The organism is Janthinobacterium sp. TND4EL3, from assembly GCF_900156175.1.
Lineage (GTDB): Bacteria > Pseudomonadota > Gammaproteobacteria > Burkholderiales > Burkholderiaceae_D > Janthinobacterium.
This window is the reverse complement of sequence record NZ_FTMV01000038.1, coordinates 1-20803: the sequence shown is the minus strand read 5'-3', so window position 1 is coordinate 20803 and position 20803 is coordinate 1. Positions and strand designations below refer to the sequence as shown.

Below are 20803 nucleotides of genomic sequence, written 5' to 3'. Positions count from 1 at the left end.
GATGGGGATCGTATGGAAGATAGCTCGTCGTCATGTGACAAGTTTATCCGGTACTCCGTTTAGATGAAATCAATTTCTGCCGCGCAGACTCCTAGCGGCAGAATAACGACCGAGCGTAGGCCGCGCTCCGTTAGGTTCAGAATCTCATCGACCTTGGCAGGATCGAACCCTTCCATGGGAGTGGAATCAACTTGCTGCACCGCAGCCGCAATAAGGGCCGTGCCAACGCCGATATAGGCTTGACGGGCAGCGTGCTGGTAATTGATCTCAGCATCGCGCTGCGGGTAGGTGTCGAGCACCTGCTGGCGATACGCCTCCCAGCCTTCGTTAATGATCCCGCGCTCTGCGTTGACAAGGTCGAACATCTGATTGATCCGTTCGGGCGTGTAGTTGTCCCACGCGGCAAAGACCAGTAGATGCGAACAATCGGTCACCTGCGCTTGGTTCCATGCGACCGCTCGAATCTGCTCGCGGAGTGCGTAGTTGGTGATGACCAGCAATTCGTACGGTTGCAAGCCGCTCGAAGTAGCGGTTAGGCGAACTGCTTCTGCAATGTAGTCCACTTTGTCCTGAGGTACCTTCTTTGTGGATTTCATTTTCTTGGTTGCGTAGCGCCATTGCAGTGCTTGCAGCAAATCGGACATTTAAATCCCCCAGTTGGAAGTTGATAGAACGGAAGCTTTAACTTCCTCCGATGTTCTTTGTGGCAGCCGGCGATTTCAGCGAGGCGAGCTCGAAGGTAAATCTAGAGTCATCGTAGTAGCATAAACTGACTATTATGTATGCTTCGATCATATACTAGGTTCGAGTCTATGTGTGCAAAATCCAGCGTGAACGTCAGCCCATAGGCTCCGTTCTCGAAGGGACCTATACCAACGTAGGCCGCCGAGCGTAGCAGCGTACACCTGGACTTTTGATTTCATGACTGAGAGCATTAACCCGGCCGGTGCCCAATGCCGCTGTAGATGCGGGGACGCGAAGGTTGGCGTCGAAACTGCCGGGCACACCATACAAGCAGACTGCAAATCTCCACGACCGCGGAACCCGACAATTCGGAAAACGCGGTCGTGCATCGGCGAATTGCAGAACGCGCGATAGTAACAAGATTGCACGAGTTTTCCCGCCCCGAACTCGTGTGTTGGGTCGGGACACGGGGCCGCGAGAAAATACTAATTTACCTCAGGTAGCGAGGTTCAGCTTAGCCGTCTTGACACCGATGTCATTGGCGTGTTCATGAAATCTACTCGAAACTAAATAGTTTTTCCCGGATCGATGCCTATACAAGTTCGACAGCCCTTCTTCAAGGAGCTCTGACAGGTCCAAATTTTAATCAGACACCAATATTACTAAGGGAATCTATGAGTCACACAACGCCGAACACTAAGCAACCTATGCTCGGTAAAATTACAAACCCGCGCGAGCTTGGCGTCGTCACGAAGGCGCCCGGCCAAGCAAATGGGAATCTGGCCACTGTATTCGGAAACGCGCCTTTTCTTAAGTGGGACGGTGAAGCGAATACTCCCACCTGTGTTGGGCACGGTGCCGTCCAGGGCGCAGAGCAATTCTTGCTAACGTTTCGCCTTCAAGTCGGTAAGACGATGTTTTATTGGTTTGCTGACCCCCACGACTCGGAAATTCACGCACTTTTGGATTCATGGGCAGATGCAGGGTACATGTCAGTCATGTTACAGACGAGCGATAAGCTCGCGGTCCTCGGTCGCGACTACCCCACCGTACCTAGGGAAATCAAGGCCCTGTGCAGTTCGGAGCGAAGCATAGACGTAAAGAGGTTCCTTCGCTGCGTGACTGAAGTCGTCTCATCTGGTCAACTTCGTGCTAACGCCACATCCGAGATTCCATCCATTTCACAGCTCGAGAACGTGTACGGTTTTCTGTTGTTGAGCAGAGGAGCGCAAGTGAAGCTTCTAGAAGAGGTCTCATAGGCGTTAAGAATAAGTTCGCGGCGGGGACGCAAGTAATTACGTCACCGCCGCTTTTTTGATTAAAGCAGCCGCCAGGCTCAGCGCCGCTTGCCCTGCGATGTTAGGCCGGTCTCGCTGTAGGTAACCGGCAGCCAGCGATATGAGGACCCATCGGCGAGCACTCGGCCAATCCCAGGGAAGGAGATGTGCGCTGCGCCAACCAGGTAACCCTTGGCCGCCGCATCATTCAGCGCGATCTTGCGCTGTGCAATCGCGGCGCTCTGGTTCACGTCGAAGCTAATGGCGACCCCAGGAGCGTTAAATTGCGATTCCATGTCGTGGATAAGGTCACCCCATAAGACCAGTTTTTTGCCTTCGCTTTCGACCGCAAACAGCGAATGTCCCGGCGTGTGGCCGGGCGCTGGCAGAGCACGAATACCTGCAACGAGCTCGTCGCTCGCACCGAAACGGCGCACCTTCCCGCTGGCCAAGTATGGGCTGAGGTCGAGTTTTGCCTGAGCAAAGAAACTAGCATGGTTCGGATGTTTCGCCGCATTGCTCGAATCGAGCCAAAAATCTGCATCGCGCCCGTCCACATGCACCGTCGCGTTAGGAAACACACGCTTCCCCTCACGGCTGAGGCCCGCCGAGTGATCTCCATGGATGTGGGTAATCATAACGTCGGTGATATCTTCAGCCGAATACCCCGCTGCGGACAGGCTCTGCAGAATCCTGCCGCCGTTGGGAAACAAGCTTCCCGCCCCCGTATCGATCAGTACGATGCGCTCGCCCGTGTGAACCAAGTAAGCATTGATCGATATCTCGGCCGCTTGAGGGTCAACCCCGGCGCGCCCCAGCAACTTTTTCAATTGTGCCGGCGTGGTGTTAGTGAGGAGCTTATCCAGCGGCAGTGTAACCGTACCGTCAGATAATGCGGTGATCTCGAACTTCCCCAGCATAAGCCTGTAAAACCCCGGCACGGTGCGCTGTTGATTAGTCACTGGTGACAGCCGCGCCCCTTCGCGAACTACCTGCGCACCTGCTTGAGCCGTAACCGCACCTAAAAGCAGCGCGAGTAACACTGAAATCGGCGTCTTCGCCGGATTAAAAAGGCACATGGTAGCTTCCTTGAAAGCAACGGTTTCAGAGACTGCTGCGGAGATTATATAATTCGCGCATACAGTTGAAATATAGTACAGCAACCACTACTTTTTGTGTGATGAGCTTAGGGTGAAGTTTGAAAGCTAAGCGAGCTTCTCGAAAGTCCAGTGAGCAGCAGCCACGCACTCCTGTACTCCTTTTAAAAAGCTAATGTCTGGCCTTTTTACATGCGCAGTTAAGCTGACGTGCGAGACAGACTTTCCCCGCATGCGGAGTGTTATATCGTCCCGATGCTTAGGAGAGATTTGCGGGCCGCGCTGGGGCACTCAATTTGCCTTGCGGACCGTTTGATTCAAATTTGCTCATTGGACAAGCGGGACATGCTTGCTGGTCGCAGAAGCGGCAAACGCTCATTGCTGACGTTGCGTCGCACGGCAGGCTGGCAAGCATTTTTTCCACTAACAATTCTAAGATGGGATAGTCATCCGGGGAGACGTGGTCCATCACTGCAAAGACGGCCACTCGGCGGCCTTCCAGGACTGCAGATCTCTCGGTTTCGCCTGCCGGCGTCAGGTGCAGAGACAAAACTCTGCGATCGGTTAAGGCGGGCTTTCGTTCCGCCAGACCAGCCGCGACGAGCCGATCTACGACACGAACCGTGCCAGGATGACTGAGCTTCAGTATTCGCCCCAGCTGGTCGATTGACAGGCCTACCATGTGTCCGATGACGATCAGCGCAGCCGCCGCCTCCCCTCCCATAGAAGTCTTCTCAGCCGCTGCTAACCGGATACGATCCGATATGCCAACAGCCAGGGCACCCAGCAAGTTAGCTAAGCGTGTTTGCGTATCATTCATTTGTTCTTGCTCCTTGATCGGAAAAGCTATATTATATGCATGCCGCACACATATATCAACACTTTAAGTCCTCATGTACGTCTTTGTCCAAGCGTGACTACGATGAAGGTCCTCAACTGCACACAGGTTTCGGGCTTTCGATATGGCTGCTTCGCCGAGCCAACCACCTCTTTATCAGGAATCACCCATGAAACCTATCAATGTCCTCACAATGGCACAACACAACGCTTTCACGTCCAGTAACGCTAAGTTTTTGCAGTGGTCATTATTCGTTGTATTCCTGTGGTTCGGTGCGATGAAATTTACGAACTACGAAGCGCAAGGCATAGCACCATTCATCGCCAATAGCCCAGTCATGAGTTGGCTGCACAGCCTCTTTGGTGTGCGCGGCGCAAGCACCTTTATTGGTGCCATTGAACTGGCCACGGCCGCTGCTCTCGCTACGGGCACATTTAGCCGCGGAGCCTTGGTGCTGGGGGCGGCAATGTCGTGCGCAACATTTGCCCTCACGCTGACTTTTTTCGTAAGCACTCCTGGTGTGGCGGAGTCAACTGCAGGTGGTTTTCCGGCAATTTCTGCGCCGATCGGGCAGTTTTTGTTGAAGGATCTTGTCTTGCTCGCCGCGTCCTTTGTGCTGTTGCGAACCGCCGCGGCAAATTGGAAACCGGGACGACGCGTCAATGCAATATTCAATTTTTTTAGCTGAACGACTTGCTAAATCTACAGCCAGGCGCTATATTTTTTGAAATCTTCTGAGGCAACACAATGACTCACGCCGCGTCCCAACGACAGCAGTTAAGCCAGCGCCAACTCGGCGCTGTACTCGCCTATGTGCCTAGACGGAACGCGTGCTGCATTTAGCTGCACGGTTTAAATCCCCCCCTCTACCGAAAGGGCACCTCTGAAAAGGTGCCCTTTTCTTTTGGAAAGCAAAACATGGAACACAAAAATTTCATCGCGAACCGAATCGCTGACGACATTGCTTCCGGCCGAACTCCGAAAATTGTACTTCGGTTCCCACCTGAACCCAACGGCTACCTCCACCTCGGTCACGCTAAGTCTATCGTACTTCACGACCTCTTGGCCGAGGAATTCGATGCCGAGCTGACACTCCGATTTGATGATACTAACCCGAAAAAGGAGTCGACCGAATACGTCGACGCCATCTCGCATGACGCCGCATGGCTTACTCCGCGGTTCAGTCGCACCCGCTGGACCTCGGCATATTTCGAGGACATACACCGATGCGCCGTTCACCTAATTGAAAGGGGACTCGCGTATGTGGATGACTCTGACCCGGAAACAATGCGCCTAATGCGCGGAGACTTTGGGCGGGGCGGAACAGCAAGCCCAGGTCGCGCCTTGTCGATTCCGGAGAACCTAGCCCTATTTGCTCGCATGCGAGCTGGCGAGATGGCCGAAGGTGCAGCGGTTCTTCGCGCGCGCATTGACTTGGTCCACCCGAATATGAATCTCCGCGACCCAGTGCTGTACCGCGTTTCCCATGCAGAACACCACGCAACCGGGAAAGATTGGCCCATTTACCCGATGTACGATTTCGCGCACCCCATCGCGGACGCCTTGGAAGGCGTCACACATTCACTATGTACATTGGAGTTTGAGGACCACCGTCCGCTTTACGATTGGGTAATCGAACATTGCTTCGCCGTTTTGGGTGCGAGACCAGTTCAAATCGAGTTTGCTAGGCTGGAGGTTGAAGGTATCGTACTTTCGAAGCGAAAATTAAATGCGCTTGTTGAATCAGGTCACGTGGCAGGCTGGGATAGTCCAGCGCTTCCCACTTTGGCTGGACTGCGCGCAAGGGGTTACACGCCGGCTGTCTTGCGCGAGTTTGCAGTTCGGTGCGGTTTTACCAAGGCGAATAGTACAGTTCCGGCTGAGACAATGGCAGAGGTCGTTCGCGATATCTTGAGCCCGGTCGCATCACGGCGTATGGCAGTAGCGGATCCCGTTGAATTTGTAATCGATAACTTACCAGAGTCGTTTGAGGTAGAGGTTCCCAACCATCCAAAAGACACGTCTTTTGGAACGCGTCGCCGACTTTTCACGGCGAAGCTCTGGATAGACCGCGCTGATATTCGCACTGAAGCTGAGCCGGATTTTTGGCGAGTGTACCCAGGAAACTGGGTGCGGCTGAAACATGGCTTGAACGTCCTGATCAAGGCCGTAGAAACTGAAGATGGGAAAATAGTCCGCGTTGTCAGCGAAGCGGACATAGGCAGTCGTGACTTGAAGGCTGCTCGTCACAAAGCGAAGACAGCGATTCACTGGCTCAGTGATGCAGAGAGTTTTGCAGTGCCCGCGCAGCACTACGGGCCGTTACTCGATGTCGACGGCGAGTGTGACGTTAATTGCGTAACGCGCACAACTATGCTCGTAGAGCGTGGACTCGAGGCTCCCGCGCATTATGAATTTGAACGGTTGGGCTATTTCTACTTTGCGGAGGGCATTCTTCACCATTTAGCCAGTCTGAAAACAGCAGGAGCGCGAACTCGTTGAATGCCAAAAATCCGCCGCGCTGCGACGCAATGGATGCCGTCATGCGGTCAATCGTATCGCTCGCAGCGTGGCGGCAGAAGCGCGGACCGACTGCGGGGGGGCGATAAGAGCAGAAAAAGTCTATGCAATATTATTTTTAGGTCTGAGTTTTTTTAAAGCGCCAGAGGTTACTTCCATTGGGCGCCATAAGATCGGACAAATTATCCAGTTCAATTCGAGAAGCTGAGCGGCGCCACGTGACGTGGAATTATCTCCAGCGGCCTTTAAGATGGTCTGACGCGATCGCACAAAACTGCCGTGGGTTGGGGCAGCGGGCATTCGGAGTTATTCAAGACTTTGGGGGCCGACAGCGGCAGCACCACGGTGAAGCATGTGCCCTGCCCCGATCCACTGCTGACTTCAACGCTACCGTGCAACGTCGCAGTGACCAGCTTGTAAACGATGAGCAGTCCCAGCCCACTGCCCCCCTGCCCTAGTTGCGTGCTGAAGAATGGGTCAAACACCCGGCCGAGATCGGACTCCGGAATACCCACACCGTCGTCTCGGACGGTCAGCGTCACCTTTCCTCGGCCGTCAGATTGAGCGGAAATGCGCACAGTGCCCACGGCGCCCGGCCGGAAGGCATGCTGCAATGCGTTTGACACAAGTTGCGTCGCAACAAGCGCCAATTGCTGCGGGTAGCTGTCCATCACTATCCCGGGCTCTATCGCGCAGTGGACTGAGTGGCCGCTGCCCTGGATCGCATGGCTGAGTTGCGCCACTACAACGCGCATGATTTCGCCAAGATCGAAGTGGCTCCGGTCTCTCACCGGCTGGTCTTCCACCACCTGCTTGAAAGTGTTTAATAGTTTCGCTGCACGCTCCAGGCCGCGCATCAAGATTGCAGCCCCCTGTTCGACCGTACGGACAAATTGCTGCATGCGACAACGCGTCAATCCGTGTTCCATGTTGGTCAAGAAATCGACTGCGTGGTCTTGCAGCGTGCTAGCCGCCAGCAAGCTGTTTCCAATGGGGGTGTTGAGCTCGTGCGAAATGCCAGCGACCACTGCACCGAGCGCGGCCAGCTTTTCAGAGCGCAGCAACTCGTTCTGCAATGCCGTCAGGCGTACCAGCGCCTGCTGCAATTCGCGGTTGCTGGCGGTTAGTTGTCGCTGCTGCGTGATGACTACGAAATCCCGCTCGATGCTTTTCTTAATTTCCCGGAGCAATTCGACATATTTATCCTGATAAACGTGCCTCTTGTTATCGAGCACGCAGATCGCGCCAAATACCTGCTGGTCGGGCCAGAATAGGGGCACCCCAAGATAGGACACCATGTTCATCGCCACATCTGGATTTTGCGCCCATTCCGGGTCCTCTAGCGCATACGGTACGTGTAGCATCCTGCGCGTGGACATAACGGTTTCGCAGTACAGCCCGGTATCTAATTTAGCTTTGTCCTCGGCTTCGTAAGGATTTTCCTCGCCGCGGCTCGATACCAGAACTTCGATCTCGCCTGGCAGCACCCGCATGATCAATCCCGCAGGCACGTCGAAGATACCGGCCATTACATCGGTGGTGTTTTGCCATCTCGCGAGGAAGCTTTCGGGGATTTCGGGGATTTCGCTAGCTTGGTGAATCACAGGCCGTACCTCCCGCGAGAAAAAGCCGCCAACAGTTTGACGGCAGATATCCCCGGATAAATATACTATGGCCGTTGGCTTGGGGCAAGCCGCGAGCCTGCCCATCTTGCCCGAAAATCAGAAACGCGAGACCTAACGTAGCACCGCAACGTCCGGATGAGGACGCCTACGGAATTACTTACGATCAAATTGACGACTTTTTGGAAGGAAAGCCTGTGAGCGAAGCGGTGTACGAAACATCTATCGCTTCTACGACAGGACTGCGCACAAGCGCGCCATCCCGGCCGAACCAAGCAGTGGACTGCCCCGCAATAGCCTCGACCGTTAGATCTTGCCCCCCGATTTCGGGTCGGTTGGAATCGAATACCTTTGTACTTCCTAAAACCGGCAGACTTTTTAACTTGGTAGCATTCATCATTTAAATAGATAGATTTCATCATAATTTGATGTCTTCCGGAGATGGACTTATAGGCATATATTCGGATGATGCAACCAACTTATTTCATCAATCACGGCGGTGGTCCCTGCTTTTTTCTTAAGCCCGGGCCGATGCGCTCGACCTGGCACGATTTGGAAACCTATCTACAAGGTTTTATAGGACGCCTCGCCGAGCGTCCATCTGCGATCGTGGTTGTGTCGGGACATTGGGAGGCGTCTAAGCCGACGGTCAACGCGGGTGCTCGACCGAGCCTGTTGTTCGATTACGCTGGTTTTCCTGACTATACATATGCCCTTACATGGCCGGCACCAGGCGAACCTCGGCTTGCGGCACGCGTGCGCGCGCTGCTCGGCGACGCTGGCATAGATAGCGCTGAAGACTTGACGCGCGGATGGGACCACGGCGTCTTCATACCGATGAAAGTCCTCCTGCCGGACGCGGACATTCCGGTGGTCCAGTTATCGCTGCAGAGGGGCCTGGATCCGGCCCAACACTTGGCGATTGGGCGTGCTCTGACGCCATTGCGTAGTGAAGGTGTGCTGATCATTGGCAGCGGACAAACTTATCACAACATGCAGGGTTTCTCTGTCGGCACATCGCAGGGTGACCCAAAGGCCGAGGCGTTCGATACTTGGTTGCGCTTGCAAATGGCCAGTTCATCGACGCGCGAGTCTGCTCTAACACATTGGGAACAAGCGCCTGGTGCGCGCCACGCCCAGCCGCACGAGGATCATCTTTTGCCGCTCATGGTTGTGGCAGGTGCAGCACCTGGCGAGCAAGGTCATGTCGATTTTCTCGGTCACGCGCTTGGCAAGCCCATCTCAGGGTTTCGATTCGGTAATTTTTAAAGGGGAATATTAATGAGTAAGCTTCTACTAGTACAAACCAGTTCGCGCGGTGAGAGTTCCGTATCGCGCAACATGACCGACCGCTTCGTACAGGAGTGGAGTGCACGCCATCCGAGCGGCAATATTGTCAACCGGGACCTGGCCGACACGGCGCTTAAATTCGTCGACGCTGCATGGCTGCAGGCGTACTTTACCCCACCGCCCCAGCACACGGCGGAAATGGTCGAAACCCTGCGTCTGTCCGACGACCTCGTCGCCGAACTTCTAGCCGCCGACCATATCGTTATTGCGACGCCGGTGTACAACTACAACGTGCCCGCATCGCTCAAGGCCTGGATCGATCACATCGTGCGTAAAGGGTTGACGCTCGGCCATGATGGCAAGGGTCTTGTAACAGGCAAAAAAGCGACCGTACTGATCGCTTCCGGTGGGAGCTATAAAGAGGGGTCGCCGATCCGCGACCGCGACATCGCTACCCAATACCTGCGTCTTATCTTGAACGTCATCGGCATCACTGACGTGACGTTCGTCGCAGGTGGCGGCGCCAAAGCCGTAGATCTGCGCGATGAAACGATGGGGGATTTCGTGGCAAAACTGGCGCCTGATCTGGAGCTGGCTGCGGCCGTGTAATCACGGCCCAGAATGGACCGGGCTGACGTTGGCCCGTCCATTCGCACTCGCTCATTTCCGGCAAATCGGACAGGAGTCCGCGTTAAAGCGACTAGCGGTCGCGTCTCGTGAGCTTAGTCGCCAGTGAATAGGCACTTGCAACTCGGGATAAATGCAAGATGTTGAGCTGCGCGAGCGCGTGCATACCGGATTGAACAAAGGTGCGCCGAGAAATGCATTTGCCAAGGTAGTTTCGTCCACTCCGTTGGCCAAGATCCGGGGCCGTACCTTTAAGCAGCAACGCTACCGGTCTCTAAGCAATCGTGTGCTTGGTGCCCCTTCAACTAGTGATCTGAGATGCGTGGAAGCGCTTCTTTTTTGGAAATGTAAGCACGAGTGCGTAGTAGAATCGTCAAGCGCGCACTGACTGCCGCGGCCGCCTTGATGAGGAAATCTATGAGCGAATTCGTATTCACACCGCAGCCCACACCATCCCTTGCTGTCGGCGGTAGTACTGCAAGGTTCCCGATTCGCCGCGTGTTCTGTGTCGGCCGTAACTAAGCTGCCCACGCCCGCGAGTTGGGCAACGACCCAACCCGTGAACCGCCGTTCTTTTTCATGAAACCGGCCGATGCTGTCGTCGAGGCTCGCGGCACACTGCCCTACCCGCCTGCAACAACCGACTTGCACCATGAAGTGGAAATGGTAGTAGCGCTGGGTGCCGGCGGCGCCAACATTGAGCCGGCCGACGCGCTGGCAACCGTGTGGGGTTACGGTGTTGGCATCGACTTAACCTTGCGAGACGTCCAGGCAGTTTCTAAGGACCTGCGTAGACCATGGGACTTCGCCAAGGTTTCGATGGATCGGCGCCGCGCAGCGCGCTGCGCCCGGTTAGCGAAGTAGGCCATCGGACCGGAGCCCGCATTAGGCTGGAATTCAACGGCGTCGTCGTCCAGCAAGGCACGCTCGATGAGATGATCTGGCCCGTTGCCGACATCATCAGCTATATCTCCCGCTTCGTTACACTAGCGCCTGGCGACTTGATTTTCTCTGGCACACCTGCTGGCGTTGGTCCCCTGCAGTCGGGCGACCACGTTCGCGGAGGAGTGGACGGCCTCGCTACTTTCGAATGCGATGTCGGCCAAGTCCCTCGTTCGCAGTAAGCGTCCGCTTCCAATCATCCCGACGCTCCGGGTCGCTGAGCCAGCCGGGCGGCCCGTTGCGGCGTACTTTGTACGGCCAACCGGGATATAGGATTAAGCAGCGTAGCGGCTGTATGGGAGTTTTGAATCCCCAACCACATTGGGTGGCAGTGGCGCAGACGGTCGCCACGCTGCCTGTTTGTCTATTTCCCACGCCAAAAGCGGCTCCTACATGGCCAGCCCCACCGCTCCAGCGGTCAAACCTCAGTATCCTGATCCGCCCTCATCACTATACAAGCGCAAGCGCTGGTGAGTGCACTCGCAAGCGGATCGCATCGCACGATTGAAATTCATTTTCAAAATCTATTGTCCGTCACATATGCTCACTATATGATTCAATCTTACATTTAAAGGAGACGGCAATGCAGCAAGACCCTCACCTCTCTCAAATCGCAACCATAGCTATCAATCCCCTCGTCTGCAGGGATTACCTCCCAGGCGCCGCAAAGCCGGCAATGTACATCGCCCAACCGTGACTCCATTACGTTTCGGTTCACCGCCGCTGCATCAGTTGACGCGCGCCGCTCTGTTCAAAGACTTATTGGTCGCACCGTTGCATAGAGCGGCGGGCAATACGCAATTTCGACTAATTAAGCCGTTCCAGTAAGCCTCAATTCCCAGAACAAGGATCAAAAATGCCAGACTTCTCATCGTTTCCGATTACGCAACGCTGGCCGGCATCTCATCCGGAGCATCTGCAGCTTTATGCAGCGCCCACGCCCAATGGCGTCAAAGTGTCCATCATGCTTGAGGAAATTGGTTTGGCATACGAGCCCCACTTTATTGATATCTCGAGCAACGAGTCGAAAGATCCGGCCTTTGTGTCGTTGAACCCAAACGGGCGCATACCCGCAATCATCGATCCCGCGGGTCCGGAAGGGACGCCTATCGCAGTATGGGAGTCCGGTGCGATCCTCATATACCTGGCCGAAAAGACCGGCCAGCTAATTCCGAGCGCACCCGCAAAACGTTACGAAACTCTTTCCTGGGTGTTCTTCCAAATGTCGGCGATCGGACCTATATTCGGCCAACTTGGCTTTTTCTTGCACTGGGGTGGCAAAGAGTATGAAGATAAACGACCTCTCCAGCGGTTTATTGACGAATCAAGACGCCTACTTAGCATCGTTGATCGACGGCTGGAAGGGCGAGACTGGATCGTCGACGATTATTCGGTTGCGGACATTGCGACAATCGGATGGGTGAATGCGCTGATTGAAACATACGGCGCATCAGACATCCTCGGCCTAAGCAACTTTGCGAACGTTAGTGCTTGGCTGGGACGAGGGTTAGCTCGACCAGCGGTACAGCGCGGGCTGCTCATTCCTGCGAGGCCTGCATGAGCGTCATCGCGGCCTACTATTACAACAAGGGAAAGAGAATCCAGAAAATTGCGCTCGACGAGCACGTTGAGCTAGATAGGGACCGTTCTGGATTCTGCTGGATTGCGCTGCATGATCCTACCGCTGACGAGCTGCGCGCAATCCAAGTGACCTATAACCTCCATCCGTTGACAATCGATAACGCGATGCACCCACTTTGCCCACCCAAGCTCGAAGTCTACAACGATGAGCTCTACATAGTCGCTCAGACCGCCGAGCTAGTCGGCGACCGGATCTGTTACGGCAAGATGGCCATCTTCACCGGGCATAATCACTTAATCACCGTACGGCACGGCAACGGAGGCGCCTTGGGCAGCCTTCGGAGCCAACTCGAGGCTTCTCCGCCGTTATTAGGAAAAGGGGTCGACTATGTGCTGCACGCCATACTGCACCGCATCGTCGACCAATATCTGCCAATATTTGAGATGATCGAGGACGACGTTCTCGATATGCAGAAGCGCTCGCTAGACGATTTTCTTGGACGCGACGATGTGGCTCACATTTTTCATCTGCGATGCGAACTTACGCATTTCCAACGCACGCTCGGAGCCATGAGCGAATTGGTCAGAAAGTTGGTACGTGGTCATTTTCCATGCATCAGCTCAGAAGTGAGGCCATACTTCAACGACGTCGCGGACCACGTCAACCGGGTGCAGGGCATGGTCAATGGTCTGCTGCAGGTGGTTTCATCGGTGTTTGAGTTCAGCAGTCTTCTAGAAGCGCAACGGACGGGTGTGATCACTCGCCAGCTGGCAGCTTGGGCGGCAATCTTAGCTGTCCCGACGGCCATTGCCGGAATATACGGGATGAACTTTAAGAACATGCCGGAACTGGATACGGTTTACGGATATTTCGTAGTGCTCGGCCTGATAACGCTGTCCTGCATCATATTATTCGTCCGCTTCAAAAAGGCGAAATGGCTATAAGTTTCAGGCCTCTTACAATGCCATCATTCTACGGCTGCGCATATTGCCAGATCGAAGTCGACTCCGAGCGGGCATCCTCTACATCGTACGACGGACTATCTAGTGGCTAGTGGAAAATGGTGAGCGTAACTCACCAACCGAAGCGAAGCCAGTTTCCAGCACTCCAGAGCAGGAGTGCCGACCGTAGGGTGAACAGGAGGGCCTGTGGGTCCCATATTCGAAGTATTTAATCCGCGCCTGGTCGGGGCCTCCAAGCCCAAAACAGACGTTACCGTAGCCACGACGATTGACTGCACAACAATTACATGACCGAATTTGCGCCGTACCGTCCAAGCATTCTCATTGTTGACGACGTGCTTACAAACGTGAAGTATCTGCTTGACGCCCTGAGGACAGACTATAACGTTAGCTTCGAACTAAGCGGAAAGGGTGGGATCGAATTTGCACATCGATTTCAACCAGACCTAATCCTGCTCGACGCGTTGATGCCTGACATGGACGGTTTTTCAGTTTGCACTGAACTTCGTGCCCACGCGAAGACGTCAGCAATTCCCATTATCTTCGTCACCTCGCTAGAGTCACCTGAACATGAGGCTCGAGCCCTGGACGTTGGCGCCTCTGATTTCATGCCTAAACCCGTCAATCTCACAGTGCTGCGTGCTCGAATGCGCACTCAATTGGCCTCGAAGCGGCAAGGCGACTTCTTACGTTCGCTGACGCTTGCCGACCCCTTAACCGCGCTACTCAACCGGCGTGCCTTTGATGAAACTATTTTAGAGGAATGGCGACGCTGCCGCGACTCGCATGTGCCCTTAAGCATGATTCTGGCCGACCTGGATCACTTCAAAGCCTTCAATGATGCCTATGGGCACCCCGCCGGCGACGAATGCCTGAGGGCTGTGGCTGGGGTTTTTAGAGAGGCAGCACAACGCCCGCGGGACTTGGTCGCTCGATATGGCGGGGAAGAGTTTGTCATCCTATTGCCGGAGGTCGACCTGCCTGGTGCAGAAGTAATCGCCCGTCGAGTGATGGTCGGATTAAAACGGTTGAACCTGGCTCATGGCACTTCGGATACGGCTTCCCGGGTTACGGTCAGTTTGGGTGTTGCTAGCATTGTTCCCGGACAACAAGCGCCGGGAATTCTTCTCTCCGCCGCCGACGCATTCATGTATCAAGCTAAGAACCGGGGCCGTGACCAGTTTGTATCTGGGATGGCGCCTCTTTGGACCGCGCCACTTTCCGGTTGATATTGCAGGGACACTAATTCTATGGCACTGAAAACTGGACCGCTGCGAATTGGGGCACGCAACGGTCCACCGTGTTGAACAATTTACTGATTAAGGTGCGGTTGGCCCTTCGCGTTCCATTTTTTCAGGAGCCGAAACGCCGATCAGCGCCAAACCATTGCGCAACACTTGGCGGGTGGCAACCATCAAAGCGATGCGAGCCTCCTTAAGCGCCTTATCGTCGACCAGCACGCGTTCGGCGAAGTAGAAGCTATGCAGGTTCGCCGCCAGGTCGCGTAGGTAGAATGCGATCTGGTGGGGGCTTAACTCAGCCTGTGCACGTGCCAACGTTTCCGGATACGCGGCCAATGTTGCCAACAGTGTTGCCTCGGTCGGTGCAGTCAGCGGCGACAGGTCTACTGCTGCGAGGTCAGCATCGTCACCGGACCACTGTTCGAGCATCCTGCAGATGCGGGCGTGGGCATACTGTACGTAATACACAGGATTCTCATCCGAGGTCTTGAGTGCTATATCGACGTCGAACACGAACTCGGTATCGGCTTTGCGTGAGATGAGGAAGAAGCGCACTGCATCGCGGCCTTTTTCGATATCACCGCCGCCAGACCATTCGATTAAGTCCCGTACCGTCACGTAAGAGCCTGCGCGCTTGGAAATCTTGACCTCTTCGCCGCCCTTCATGACTGTGACCATCTTGTGGAGCACATAGTCAGGGAAACCTTGGGGGATGCCCGGGTGGGCCGCTTGAAGGCCTGCGCGTACGCGGGCAATGGTGCCGTGGTGGTCCGAGCCTTGAACATTGATCGCCTGGGCGAAGCCACGCTGGAACTTGACGATGTGGTAAGCCACGTCCGGGACGAAATAGGTGTACGTCTCGTCGGACTTGCGCATTACACGGTTCTTGTCGTCGCCGTAGTCCTCGGTGCGAAGCCACAACGCACCCGCCTCCTCATAAGTTTTCCCGGATTTGTTGAGCATGTCGACCGCAGCGTCGACCTTGCCCTCAGAATACAGGGACGACTCAAGGTAATAGTTATCGAACTTGACGCCGAATGCCTTCAGGTCTTTGTCTTGTTCGTTTCGGAGATAGGCCACTGCGAAGTGACGGATCGAGTCGATGTCGTTGACGTCGCCAGAAGCTACGACCGGCGAGCCATCCGACGTCAGGACGGTCTTTCTCGCATTAAAGTCTGCTGCGATGTCGGCGATATAGTCGCCGTTATAGGCGGTTTCAGGCCAAGCGGTATCGCCCGGTCCGTGTCCGCGCAGCCGCGCCTGCACCGAGTTCGCCAGTGTCTGGATCTGCACGCCAGCGTCGTTGTAGTAGAACTCGCGGGTTACGTCGTAACCTTGGGTGCTAAACAGCGACGCTAGCGCGTCTCCCAGCGCCGCCTGGCGACCGTGACCAACGTGCAAAGGACCTGTCGGATTAGCCGATACGAATTCGATGATGACGCTCTTGCCTGCGCCAGCGTTGCTTCTACCATAGGCGGCGCCTTGCTCTAGCACGGCTTTGATAACAGATTGCTTGGCGGCCGCGGTGATGCGCAGGTTGATGAACCCTGGACCGGCAATGTCTACGGAATCCACCAGAGCCTTACTCGCCGGGTTGGCGAGCAGAGCCTCGACCACTTTTTTGGCCAACTCCCGTGGATTGATTTTCAGCTGCTTCGAAAGTTGCATGGCAATATTGCACGCGACGTCACCGTGCGAGGGGTCACGCGGGCGCTCCAGAACAACGTCGCTAACAACGTTAGTTCCGTCCAGGATTGGCGCGAGGGCGGCATGGAACAGTGCTGTGATATCTTGTCTTTGTTGGGCAAGCATAAACAATTCCGTATAGAAGTTGGTGCAACAATCTCTCAGCAGTTTAGAGATAACTGTCCAATGGCCACGATGAGCGACCGTCAGACTCTATGAGCTCAAATGTGCAGACAGCGCAGGTTTGGCTGTATTGTGGAGGCTAGTGAAGCAGTTTACGTGAACTTCGCCGCTGCCAAGTCGTTTGGCCGAGGAATGGCATCAAATTCCAGTTTGCCTGAATATATCGCTACTTAAAAGCCGACATCAATAACTGGCAATCACTACAAAGATCTATATCGCTTCCGAAATCCGCTCAGACCAACTCTCAAAGGAGGTTAGCGAGCTTTCTCACGCAATCAAGTCATGGGGGTCAAGCGCACCTTGAATGCCCTACAGCCAAAGTCGATATCTCACTGCACCACGGATGTCCGATTGAGAAAGAGCTTAGAGAGCAATTGCTGTGCCTCAATGCACGGCGCGGTTGACCACGTTGATCAAATCCTGCGAAGCACGTCAGGCATAGTGGATGGGAGCCGCCCGTAGTAGTGATTAAGCCAGAGCGAGCCCTGTTCAAGTAGGGACGGCAGATCAAAGATCTGCCGTCCCTATACTGCTAGCGAACCTTTTTACCTAACGCGTCACTTCGCCGCTCGTTTCGGGAGCACCCAATCCGGTCGAACATAGTGACAGGTATAGCCGTTCGGACGTTTTTCCAGATAGTCCTGATGCTCTGGCTCAGCCTCCCAGAACGGGCCCGCCATCGCAACCTGAGTGGCCACTTTGCCTTTCCAAAGTCCCGATGCATCTACGTCAGCGATCGTATCTTCTGCAACACGACGCTGCTCATCGTCAACGTAGAAAATCGCCGACCGGTAAGAACTACCCGTGTCGTTACCCTGCCTATCCGCGGTCGTCGGGTCATGGATCTGGAAAAAGAACTCAAGGATAGACCTATAATCCGTGACTTCATCGTCGAAAATGATCTCAATCGCTTCGGCATGAGTGCCGTGATTTCGATAGGTCGCGTTCGGCACGTCACCTCCGCTGTACCCGACCCTGGTCTCTAACACGCCTGGTCGCTTGCGAATCAGATCTTGCATGCCCCAAAAACACCCGCCGGCCAGTATTGCTCGATTGCGGCTCATAATTCCTCCACTTGGTTGAGATAGTCCCCATAACCTTCGGCCATCATGTTCTCGCGTGCGACGAACCGGAGAGACGCCGAGTTAATGCAGTAGCGCAGCCCGCCTTTGCTGGAGGGGCCGTCCGTGAACACGTGACCGAGATGACTATCGCCAAAGTTTGATCGAACTTCCACGCGCGTCATACCGTGCGATGTGTCACGTATTTCGTTCACGTTTGCCGGCACGATCGGCTTGGTGAAGCTAGGCCAGCCGCATCCGGATTCGAACTTATCGGACGAAGCGAAAAGTGGCTCACCCGAAACGATGTCGACGTAAATGCCCACCTCCTTGTGATCGTTGTATTCCCCAGTTCCTGGACGTTCGGTCCCGCTTTGCTGCGTGACCCGATATTGCTCCGGAGTGAGCCGTTTTACGGCCTCTTCGGTCTTAGCGTAAGTCATAGGAAAGTCCCTTCAGTTGTAGAGATTGTTGTGGAGTGGGAACGATCAATAGTTGGTGGCGGAAATTCCAACGATTGGCAGTTTCAATCCATAGGTTTTGGGACAGCGCGCCCCCTTGCTTTAGATCATCATCTAGTGGGAAGCCCCCTGCTGCGGAGCTAAAATTAGATGACTGAAGCATATAAGTAGTATATATCAAACGATTTTTTTCATCAGCAGAATTCTAGATTCAGCAGATACCCTCATCTCAGACCCAGTGACGCTACTTCCTGCGGTGTGGCCCACGCGCCATCATTCATGATGCACTTCTGTCGACTTGCGTGCCGCGATCACACAAACCAGCCTTACCAGACATCAGCCTTCAACAGTGTGAGCGATTGATATCGTGCTTTCCCGCTGAGGAACAGCCCCCAAGAAAATTAGCACGTGGAACATGCTTCATATATGATTCAGTCACGGATACGAGGACAAAAATGCAGAACAAAACGACGCGGGTTTACACGTGCCTGAGCCAAACCAACGCCGGAGAAAAAGACTAATGTGGGGCGACGGCCACCTCCCTCACGTCTCCATGGACGCTGACTCACATAAAACTGAGCAGAAAATTTTGCTACGGTCCGCGTGCTTAACTGCGGCATTGGCCCTTCTCGGCGTCTTGCTAGGACTGGTATCGCGTGCTCAGTCACTTGTGTTCGACGGGATGTTCGACGCTATCGATACAGGTATGTCGTTGGTCGCTTGGCACGCCTCGCGCCTCATCGGCAGAGGAGCTGACTGCCGCTTCCAATTTGGCTACTGGCACCTAGAGCCGATCCTTACGCTCGTCAGCAGCACCGTGCGGCTTTTCGTGTGCGCCTACGGATTGCTGGGTGGAGTCAGTAGCCTAATGAATGGAGGCCGTGTAATACACTACGATATTGCGATCACTTCTGCGGCAATCAGCAGCTGCCTAAGCGTGGTGGCATTTATCTATATTCAACGAAACAAGCGTGGGCTTGATTCAAGCCTGCTCGATTCCGACGCCCGCGGTTGGCAATTCGGCGCGCTGATGAGCGGCGGCCTGTGCGCCTCGTTCTTACTCGCGCAAGCGCTTGAGGGTACAAGCGCAGCGTGGATGATGCCCTACATCGACCCTGTCGTACTGATTTTGCTAACTGGCGGAATGCTCCCCTACCCGATTAGCGCGATCTATCGGGCAGGCCGCAGCATCCTGCAGGTCGCTCCGCGCGATTTAGACCAGCAAGTGCGCGCCATCGCCGGTGACCTGGTGACGAGGCACGGCCTTATTGACCATCAGTGCTATGTTGCCCGCATCGGCCGGGCACGTTTCATCGAAATCGGATTCATCACACCGACAAAGCATTCTGGTTTTACCATCGCTGAGCTCGACGAAATCCGCAGTCAAGTTGCCACGGAACTTGGCGGATTACGAACGGCGGACTGGCTGACGGTGTACTTCACGGCCGTCCGCCGCCGGAGCTTGGCTGATCCCGATTAGTACATTGAGCAATCGAACTCACATCAAACTACGCATGCCAGTGCTACTCATACTCGGCCAAGCATACGCTCAAATCTTTTGACTCTAGACACGTTTTTCCGCACACTCCACAGCAACTCTTGGGTCGTTATGAAGTTTTACTCGTCACGCAGCATTTTGAGAGTTAGCGGGTGGATTCGCCAGAATTCTTTCGAGCGCTGTTAGCGGCATTGGCCTTCCAACCAAGTAGCCTTGCACTTGATCACATCCAGCGTGGCAAAGCCATTCGTACTCCTCTACCTCCTCTACTCCTTCCGCTACAACGGTGAGACCGCATGCCCTGGCCAATGAGAAAACCGCTTGAGCTAGAATCTTCTTCTTATCGGTGAGGGGATGAATAAAACTTCTGTCAAGCTTGAGCTTTTTTATTGGAAGACGTTGCAAATAAGAAAGCGAAGAGTACCCAGTGCCAAAATCGTCAATCGACAGTTGGACACCCATATCCGAAATGGCCCTCATCGAATGCGCGCTCTCTTCGATGTCTTGTGCCAACACGCTTTCAGTAATTTCCAACTCAAGATTCTCCGGTAGAAGTCCCGTCACTTCTAGAGCGTGACGAACAACCTCCGGAAAACGAGGATCGTTGAACTGACGCATCGACACATTTACTGCCACTTTCAGAGCGCAACCAGAACGAGCTGCAATTGCCATCGTTTCCTTGCAGGCCCTCATTAGGACCCAGCTCCCTAATTCAACTATCAGGTTACTTCTCTCCGCAATTGGGATGAATTCTGCGGGAGAGATGGGCCCGAGTTCAGGGTGGTTCCAACGGAGCAGCGCCTCTGTTCCTGCCATTGCACCAGTGCCGCAATCAAACTGGGGCTGGTAAAAGACACTTAATTCCCCCTTTGCAATTGCCTGTCTCAAGCCAGGCTCGAGCAGTGCTCTGCGTCGGATCGCATGTATCATCTCCGATTGAAACGAACGTACGCAGTCGCGCCCTGCGAACTTAGCGCGAGACAGTGCAGCTTCGGCGTTGACGACTAACGTCGCAGCTTCAACGCCGTCCCGAGGGAAGTTACAAGTACCAATGCTAACGGTGATCGCTCTCACAAAGTTGCCGACAACAAATGGAGTGAGTAGGCTGTAGACGAGCTCTTCAGCGAGGGGCCTGGCTGCGTATTCCACGGCAAAGTGGCCACCAATTCCACGCGAAAGCGGCCACCGATTCCACGGCAAACTGGCCACTGATTCCACGCCAATCCGGCCAC

General features: G+C 54.6%; 16 protein-coding genes and 2 pseudogenes. 10 read left to right on the top strand and 8 right to left on the bottom strand.

The annotated features are described in order from the left end of the window. Nucleotides 1–59: 59 nt before the first annotated feature. The 3 genes from BXA07_RS28610 to BXA07_RS28595 all read right to left on the bottom strand — a co-directional run bounded on the left by BXA07_RS28610 (nt 60) and on the right by BXA07_RS28595 (nt 3878). Nucleotides 60–644 carry an NAD(P)H-dependent oxidoreductase gene (locus BXA07_RS28610; RefSeq protein WP_076573087.1) on the bottom strand — a complete coding sequence of 195 codons (585 nt, stop codon included), beginning with the start codon at nt 642–644 and terminating at the stop codon, nt 60–62. A 1376-nt stretch (nt 645–2020) separates the two neighbouring features. Beyond that, on the bottom strand, nt 2021–3040 hold the full coding sequence (locus BXA07_RS28600) for an MBL fold metallo-hydrolase (RefSeq protein ID WP_076573085.1): 1020 nt from the start codon (nt 3038–3040) through the stop codon (nt 2021–2023). Between the two features lie 277 nt (nt 3041–3317). Beyond that, nucleotides 3318–3878, bottom strand: a complete 561-nt coding sequence (locus BXA07_RS28595) for a MarR family winged helix-turn-helix transcriptional regulator (RefSeq protein WP_076573084.1) — start codon at nt 3876–3878, stop codon at nt 3318–3320. Between the two features lie 211 nt (nt 3879–4089). Between BXA07_RS28595 and BXA07_RS28590 the strand changes: the two genes are divergently transcribed. Together BXA07_RS28590 and glnS are read left to right on the top strand one after the other, a co-directional pair. Further along, nucleotides 4090–4584 (top strand): YkgB family protein, encoded by a 495-nt coding sequence (locus BXA07_RS28590; protein ID WP_076573090.1) that lies wholly within the window; start codon nt 4090–4092, stop codon nt 4582–4584. Between the two features lie 230 nt (nt 4585–4814). After that, nucleotides 4815–6398 carry a glutamine--tRNA ligase gene (glnS, locus tag BXA07_RS28585; protein ID WP_076573083.1) on the top strand — a complete coding sequence of 528 codons (1584 nt, stop codon included), beginning with the start codon at nt 4815–4817 and terminating at the stop codon, nt 6396–6398. Nucleotides 6399–6661: 263 nt separating this feature from the next. On the opposite strand, the gene BXA07_RS28580 is transcribed toward glnS, so the two are convergent. Beyond that, nucleotides 6662–8020, bottom strand: a complete 1359-nt coding sequence (locus BXA07_RS28580) for a GAF domain-containing sensor histidine kinase (protein WP_076573082.1) — start codon at nt 8018–8020, stop codon at nt 6662–6664. Between the two features lie 137 nt (nt 8021–8157). On the opposite strand from BXA07_RS28580, the pseudogene BXA07_RS31505 reads away from it, so the two are divergent. The 7 genes and pseudogenes from BXA07_RS31505 to BXA07_RS28540 all read left to right on the top strand — a co-directional run. After that, a pseudogene (locus BXA07_RS31505) lies at nt 8158–8348 on the top strand (NAD(+) synthase); the annotation flags it as partial. 155 nt (nt 8349–8503) lie between these two features. After that, nucleotides 8504–9307 carry a DODA-type extradiol aromatic ring-opening family dioxygenase gene (locus BXA07_RS28570; protein WP_212592387.1) on the top strand — a complete coding sequence of 268 codons (804 nt, stop codon included), beginning with the start codon at nt 8504–8506 and terminating at the stop codon, nt 9305–9307. Between the two features lie 12 nt (nt 9308–9319). Next, on the top strand, nt 9320–9937 hold the full coding sequence (locus tag BXA07_RS28565; RefSeq protein ID WP_076573081.1) for an FMN-dependent NADH-azoreductase: 618 nt from the start codon (nt 9320–9322) through the stop codon (nt 9935–9937). A gap of 435 nt (nt 9938–10372) precedes the next feature. Next, nucleotides 10373–11079, top strand: a pseudogene (locus BXA07_RS28555) (fumarylacetoacetate hydrolase family protein). 674 nt (nt 11080–11753) lie between these two features. After that, a complete protein-coding gene (locus tag BXA07_RS28550; protein ID WP_076573079.1) occupies nt 11754–12458 on the top strand; it encodes a glutathione S-transferase N-terminal domain-containing protein in 705 nt (234 codons plus the stop codon). Continuing rightward, nucleotides 12455–13423 (top strand): magnesium and cobalt transport protein CorA, encoded by a 969-nt coding sequence (locus BXA07_RS28545; RefSeq protein ID WP_076573078.1) that lies wholly within the window; start codon nt 12455–12457, stop codon nt 13421–13423. The genes BXA07_RS28550 and BXA07_RS28545 overlap by 4 nt, the downstream gene beginning before the upstream one ends. 305 nt (nt 13424–13728) lie before the next feature. After that, nucleotides 13729–14670, top strand: a complete 942-nt coding sequence (locus tag BXA07_RS28540; protein WP_076573077.1) for a diguanylate cyclase — start codon at nt 13729–13731, stop codon at nt 14668–14670. A gap of 90 nt (nt 14671–14760) precedes the next feature. Here BXA07_RS28540 and argS read toward each other — a convergent pair whose 3' ends face one another. The 3 genes from argS to msrB all read right to left on the bottom strand — a co-directional run bounded on the left by argS (nt 14761) and on the right by msrB (nt 18055). Further along, nucleotides 14761–16494, bottom strand: coding sequence for an arginine--tRNA ligase (argS, locus tag BXA07_RS28535; RefSeq protein WP_076573076.1), 1734 nt, complete (start codon nt 16492–16494; stop codon nt 14761–14763). A 614-nt stretch (nt 16495–17108) separates the two neighbouring features. Continuing rightward, nucleotides 17109–17615, bottom strand: coding sequence for a peptide-methionine (S)-S-oxide reductase MsrA (gene msrA, locus BXA07_RS28530; RefSeq protein WP_076573075.1), 507 nt, complete (start codon nt 17613–17615; stop codon nt 17109–17111). Continuing rightward, nucleotides 17612–18055, bottom strand: a complete 444-nt coding sequence (msrB, locus tag BXA07_RS28525; RefSeq protein WP_076573074.1) for a peptide-methionine (R)-S-oxide reductase MsrB — start codon at nt 18053–18055, stop codon at nt 17612–17614. Before msrB ends, msrA begins: the two co-directional genes overlap by 4 nt. 571 nt (nt 18056–18626) lie before the next feature. On the opposite strand from msrB, the gene BXA07_RS28520 reads away from it, so the two are divergent. Next, the gene (locus tag BXA07_RS28520; RefSeq protein WP_076573088.1) at nt 18627–19553 is read left to right on the top strand and encodes a cation diffusion facilitator family transporter; all 927 of its coding nucleotides are present in this window, start codon (nt 18627–18629) and stop codon (nt 19551–19553) included. A 144-nt stretch (nt 19554–19697) separates the two neighbouring features. Here BXA07_RS28520 and BXA07_RS28515 read toward each other — a convergent pair. Next, nucleotides 19698–20803 (bottom strand): putative bifunctional diguanylate cyclase/phosphodiesterase (locus BXA07_RS28515; protein WP_212592386.1); only part of this gene is annotated, 1106 nt, incomplete at its 5' end.

Bases quoted from the DNA above. Each gene is read 5' to 3' on its own strand.
- BXA07_RS28610 (WP_076573087.1), bottom strand. From the start codon at position 644: ATGTCCGATTTGCTGCAAGCACTGCAATGGCGCTACGCAACCAAGAAA.
- BXA07_RS28550 (WP_076573079.1), top strand. From the start codon at position 11,754: ATGCCAGACTTCTCATCGTTTCCGATTACGCAACGCTGGCCGGCATCT.
- BXA07_RS28545 (WP_076573078.1), top strand. From the start codon at position 12,455: ATGAGCGTCATCGCGGCCTACTATTACAACAAGGGAAAGAGAATCCAG.
- BXA07_RS28520 (WP_076573088.1), top strand. From the start codon at position 18,627: ATGGACGCTGACTCACATAAAACTGAGCAGAAAATTTTGCTACGGTCC.
- BXA07_RS28565 (WP_076573081.1), top strand. From the start codon at position 9,320: ATGAGTAAGCTTCTACTAGTACAAACCAGTTCGCGCGGTGAGAGTTCC.
- argS (WP_076573076.1), bottom strand. From the start codon at position 16,494: ATGCTTGCCCAACAAAGACAAGATATCACAGCACTGTTCCATGCCGCC.
- msrA (WP_076573075.1), bottom strand. From the start codon at position 17,615: ATGAGCCGCAATCGAGCAATACTGGCCGGCGGGTGTTTTTGGGGCATG.
- glnS (WP_076573083.1), top strand. From the start codon at position 4,815: ATGGAACACAAAAATTTCATCGCGAACCGAATCGCTGACGACATTGCT.
- BXA07_RS28600 (WP_076573085.1), bottom strand. From the start codon at position 3,040: ATGTGCCTTTTTAATCCGGCGAAGACGCCGATTTCAGTGTTACTCGCG.
- BXA07_RS28590 (WP_076573090.1), top strand. From the start codon at position 4,090: ATGGCACAACACAACGCTTTCACGTCCAGTAACGCTAAGTTTTTGCAG.
- BXA07_RS28540 (WP_076573077.1), top strand. From the start codon at position 13,729: ATGACCGAATTTGCGCCGTACCGTCCAAGCATTCTCATTGTTGACGAC.
- BXA07_RS28570 (WP_212592387.1), top strand. From the start codon at position 8,504: ATGATGCAACCAACTTATTTCATCAATCACGGCGGTGGTCCCTGCTTT.
- BXA07_RS28595 (WP_076573084.1), bottom strand. From the start codon at position 3,878: ATGAATGATACGCAAACACGCTTAGCTAACTTGCTGGGTGCCCTGGCT.
- msrB (WP_076573074.1), bottom strand. From the start codon at position 18,055: ATGACTTACGCTAAGACCGAAGAGGCCGTAAAACGGCTCACTCCGGAG.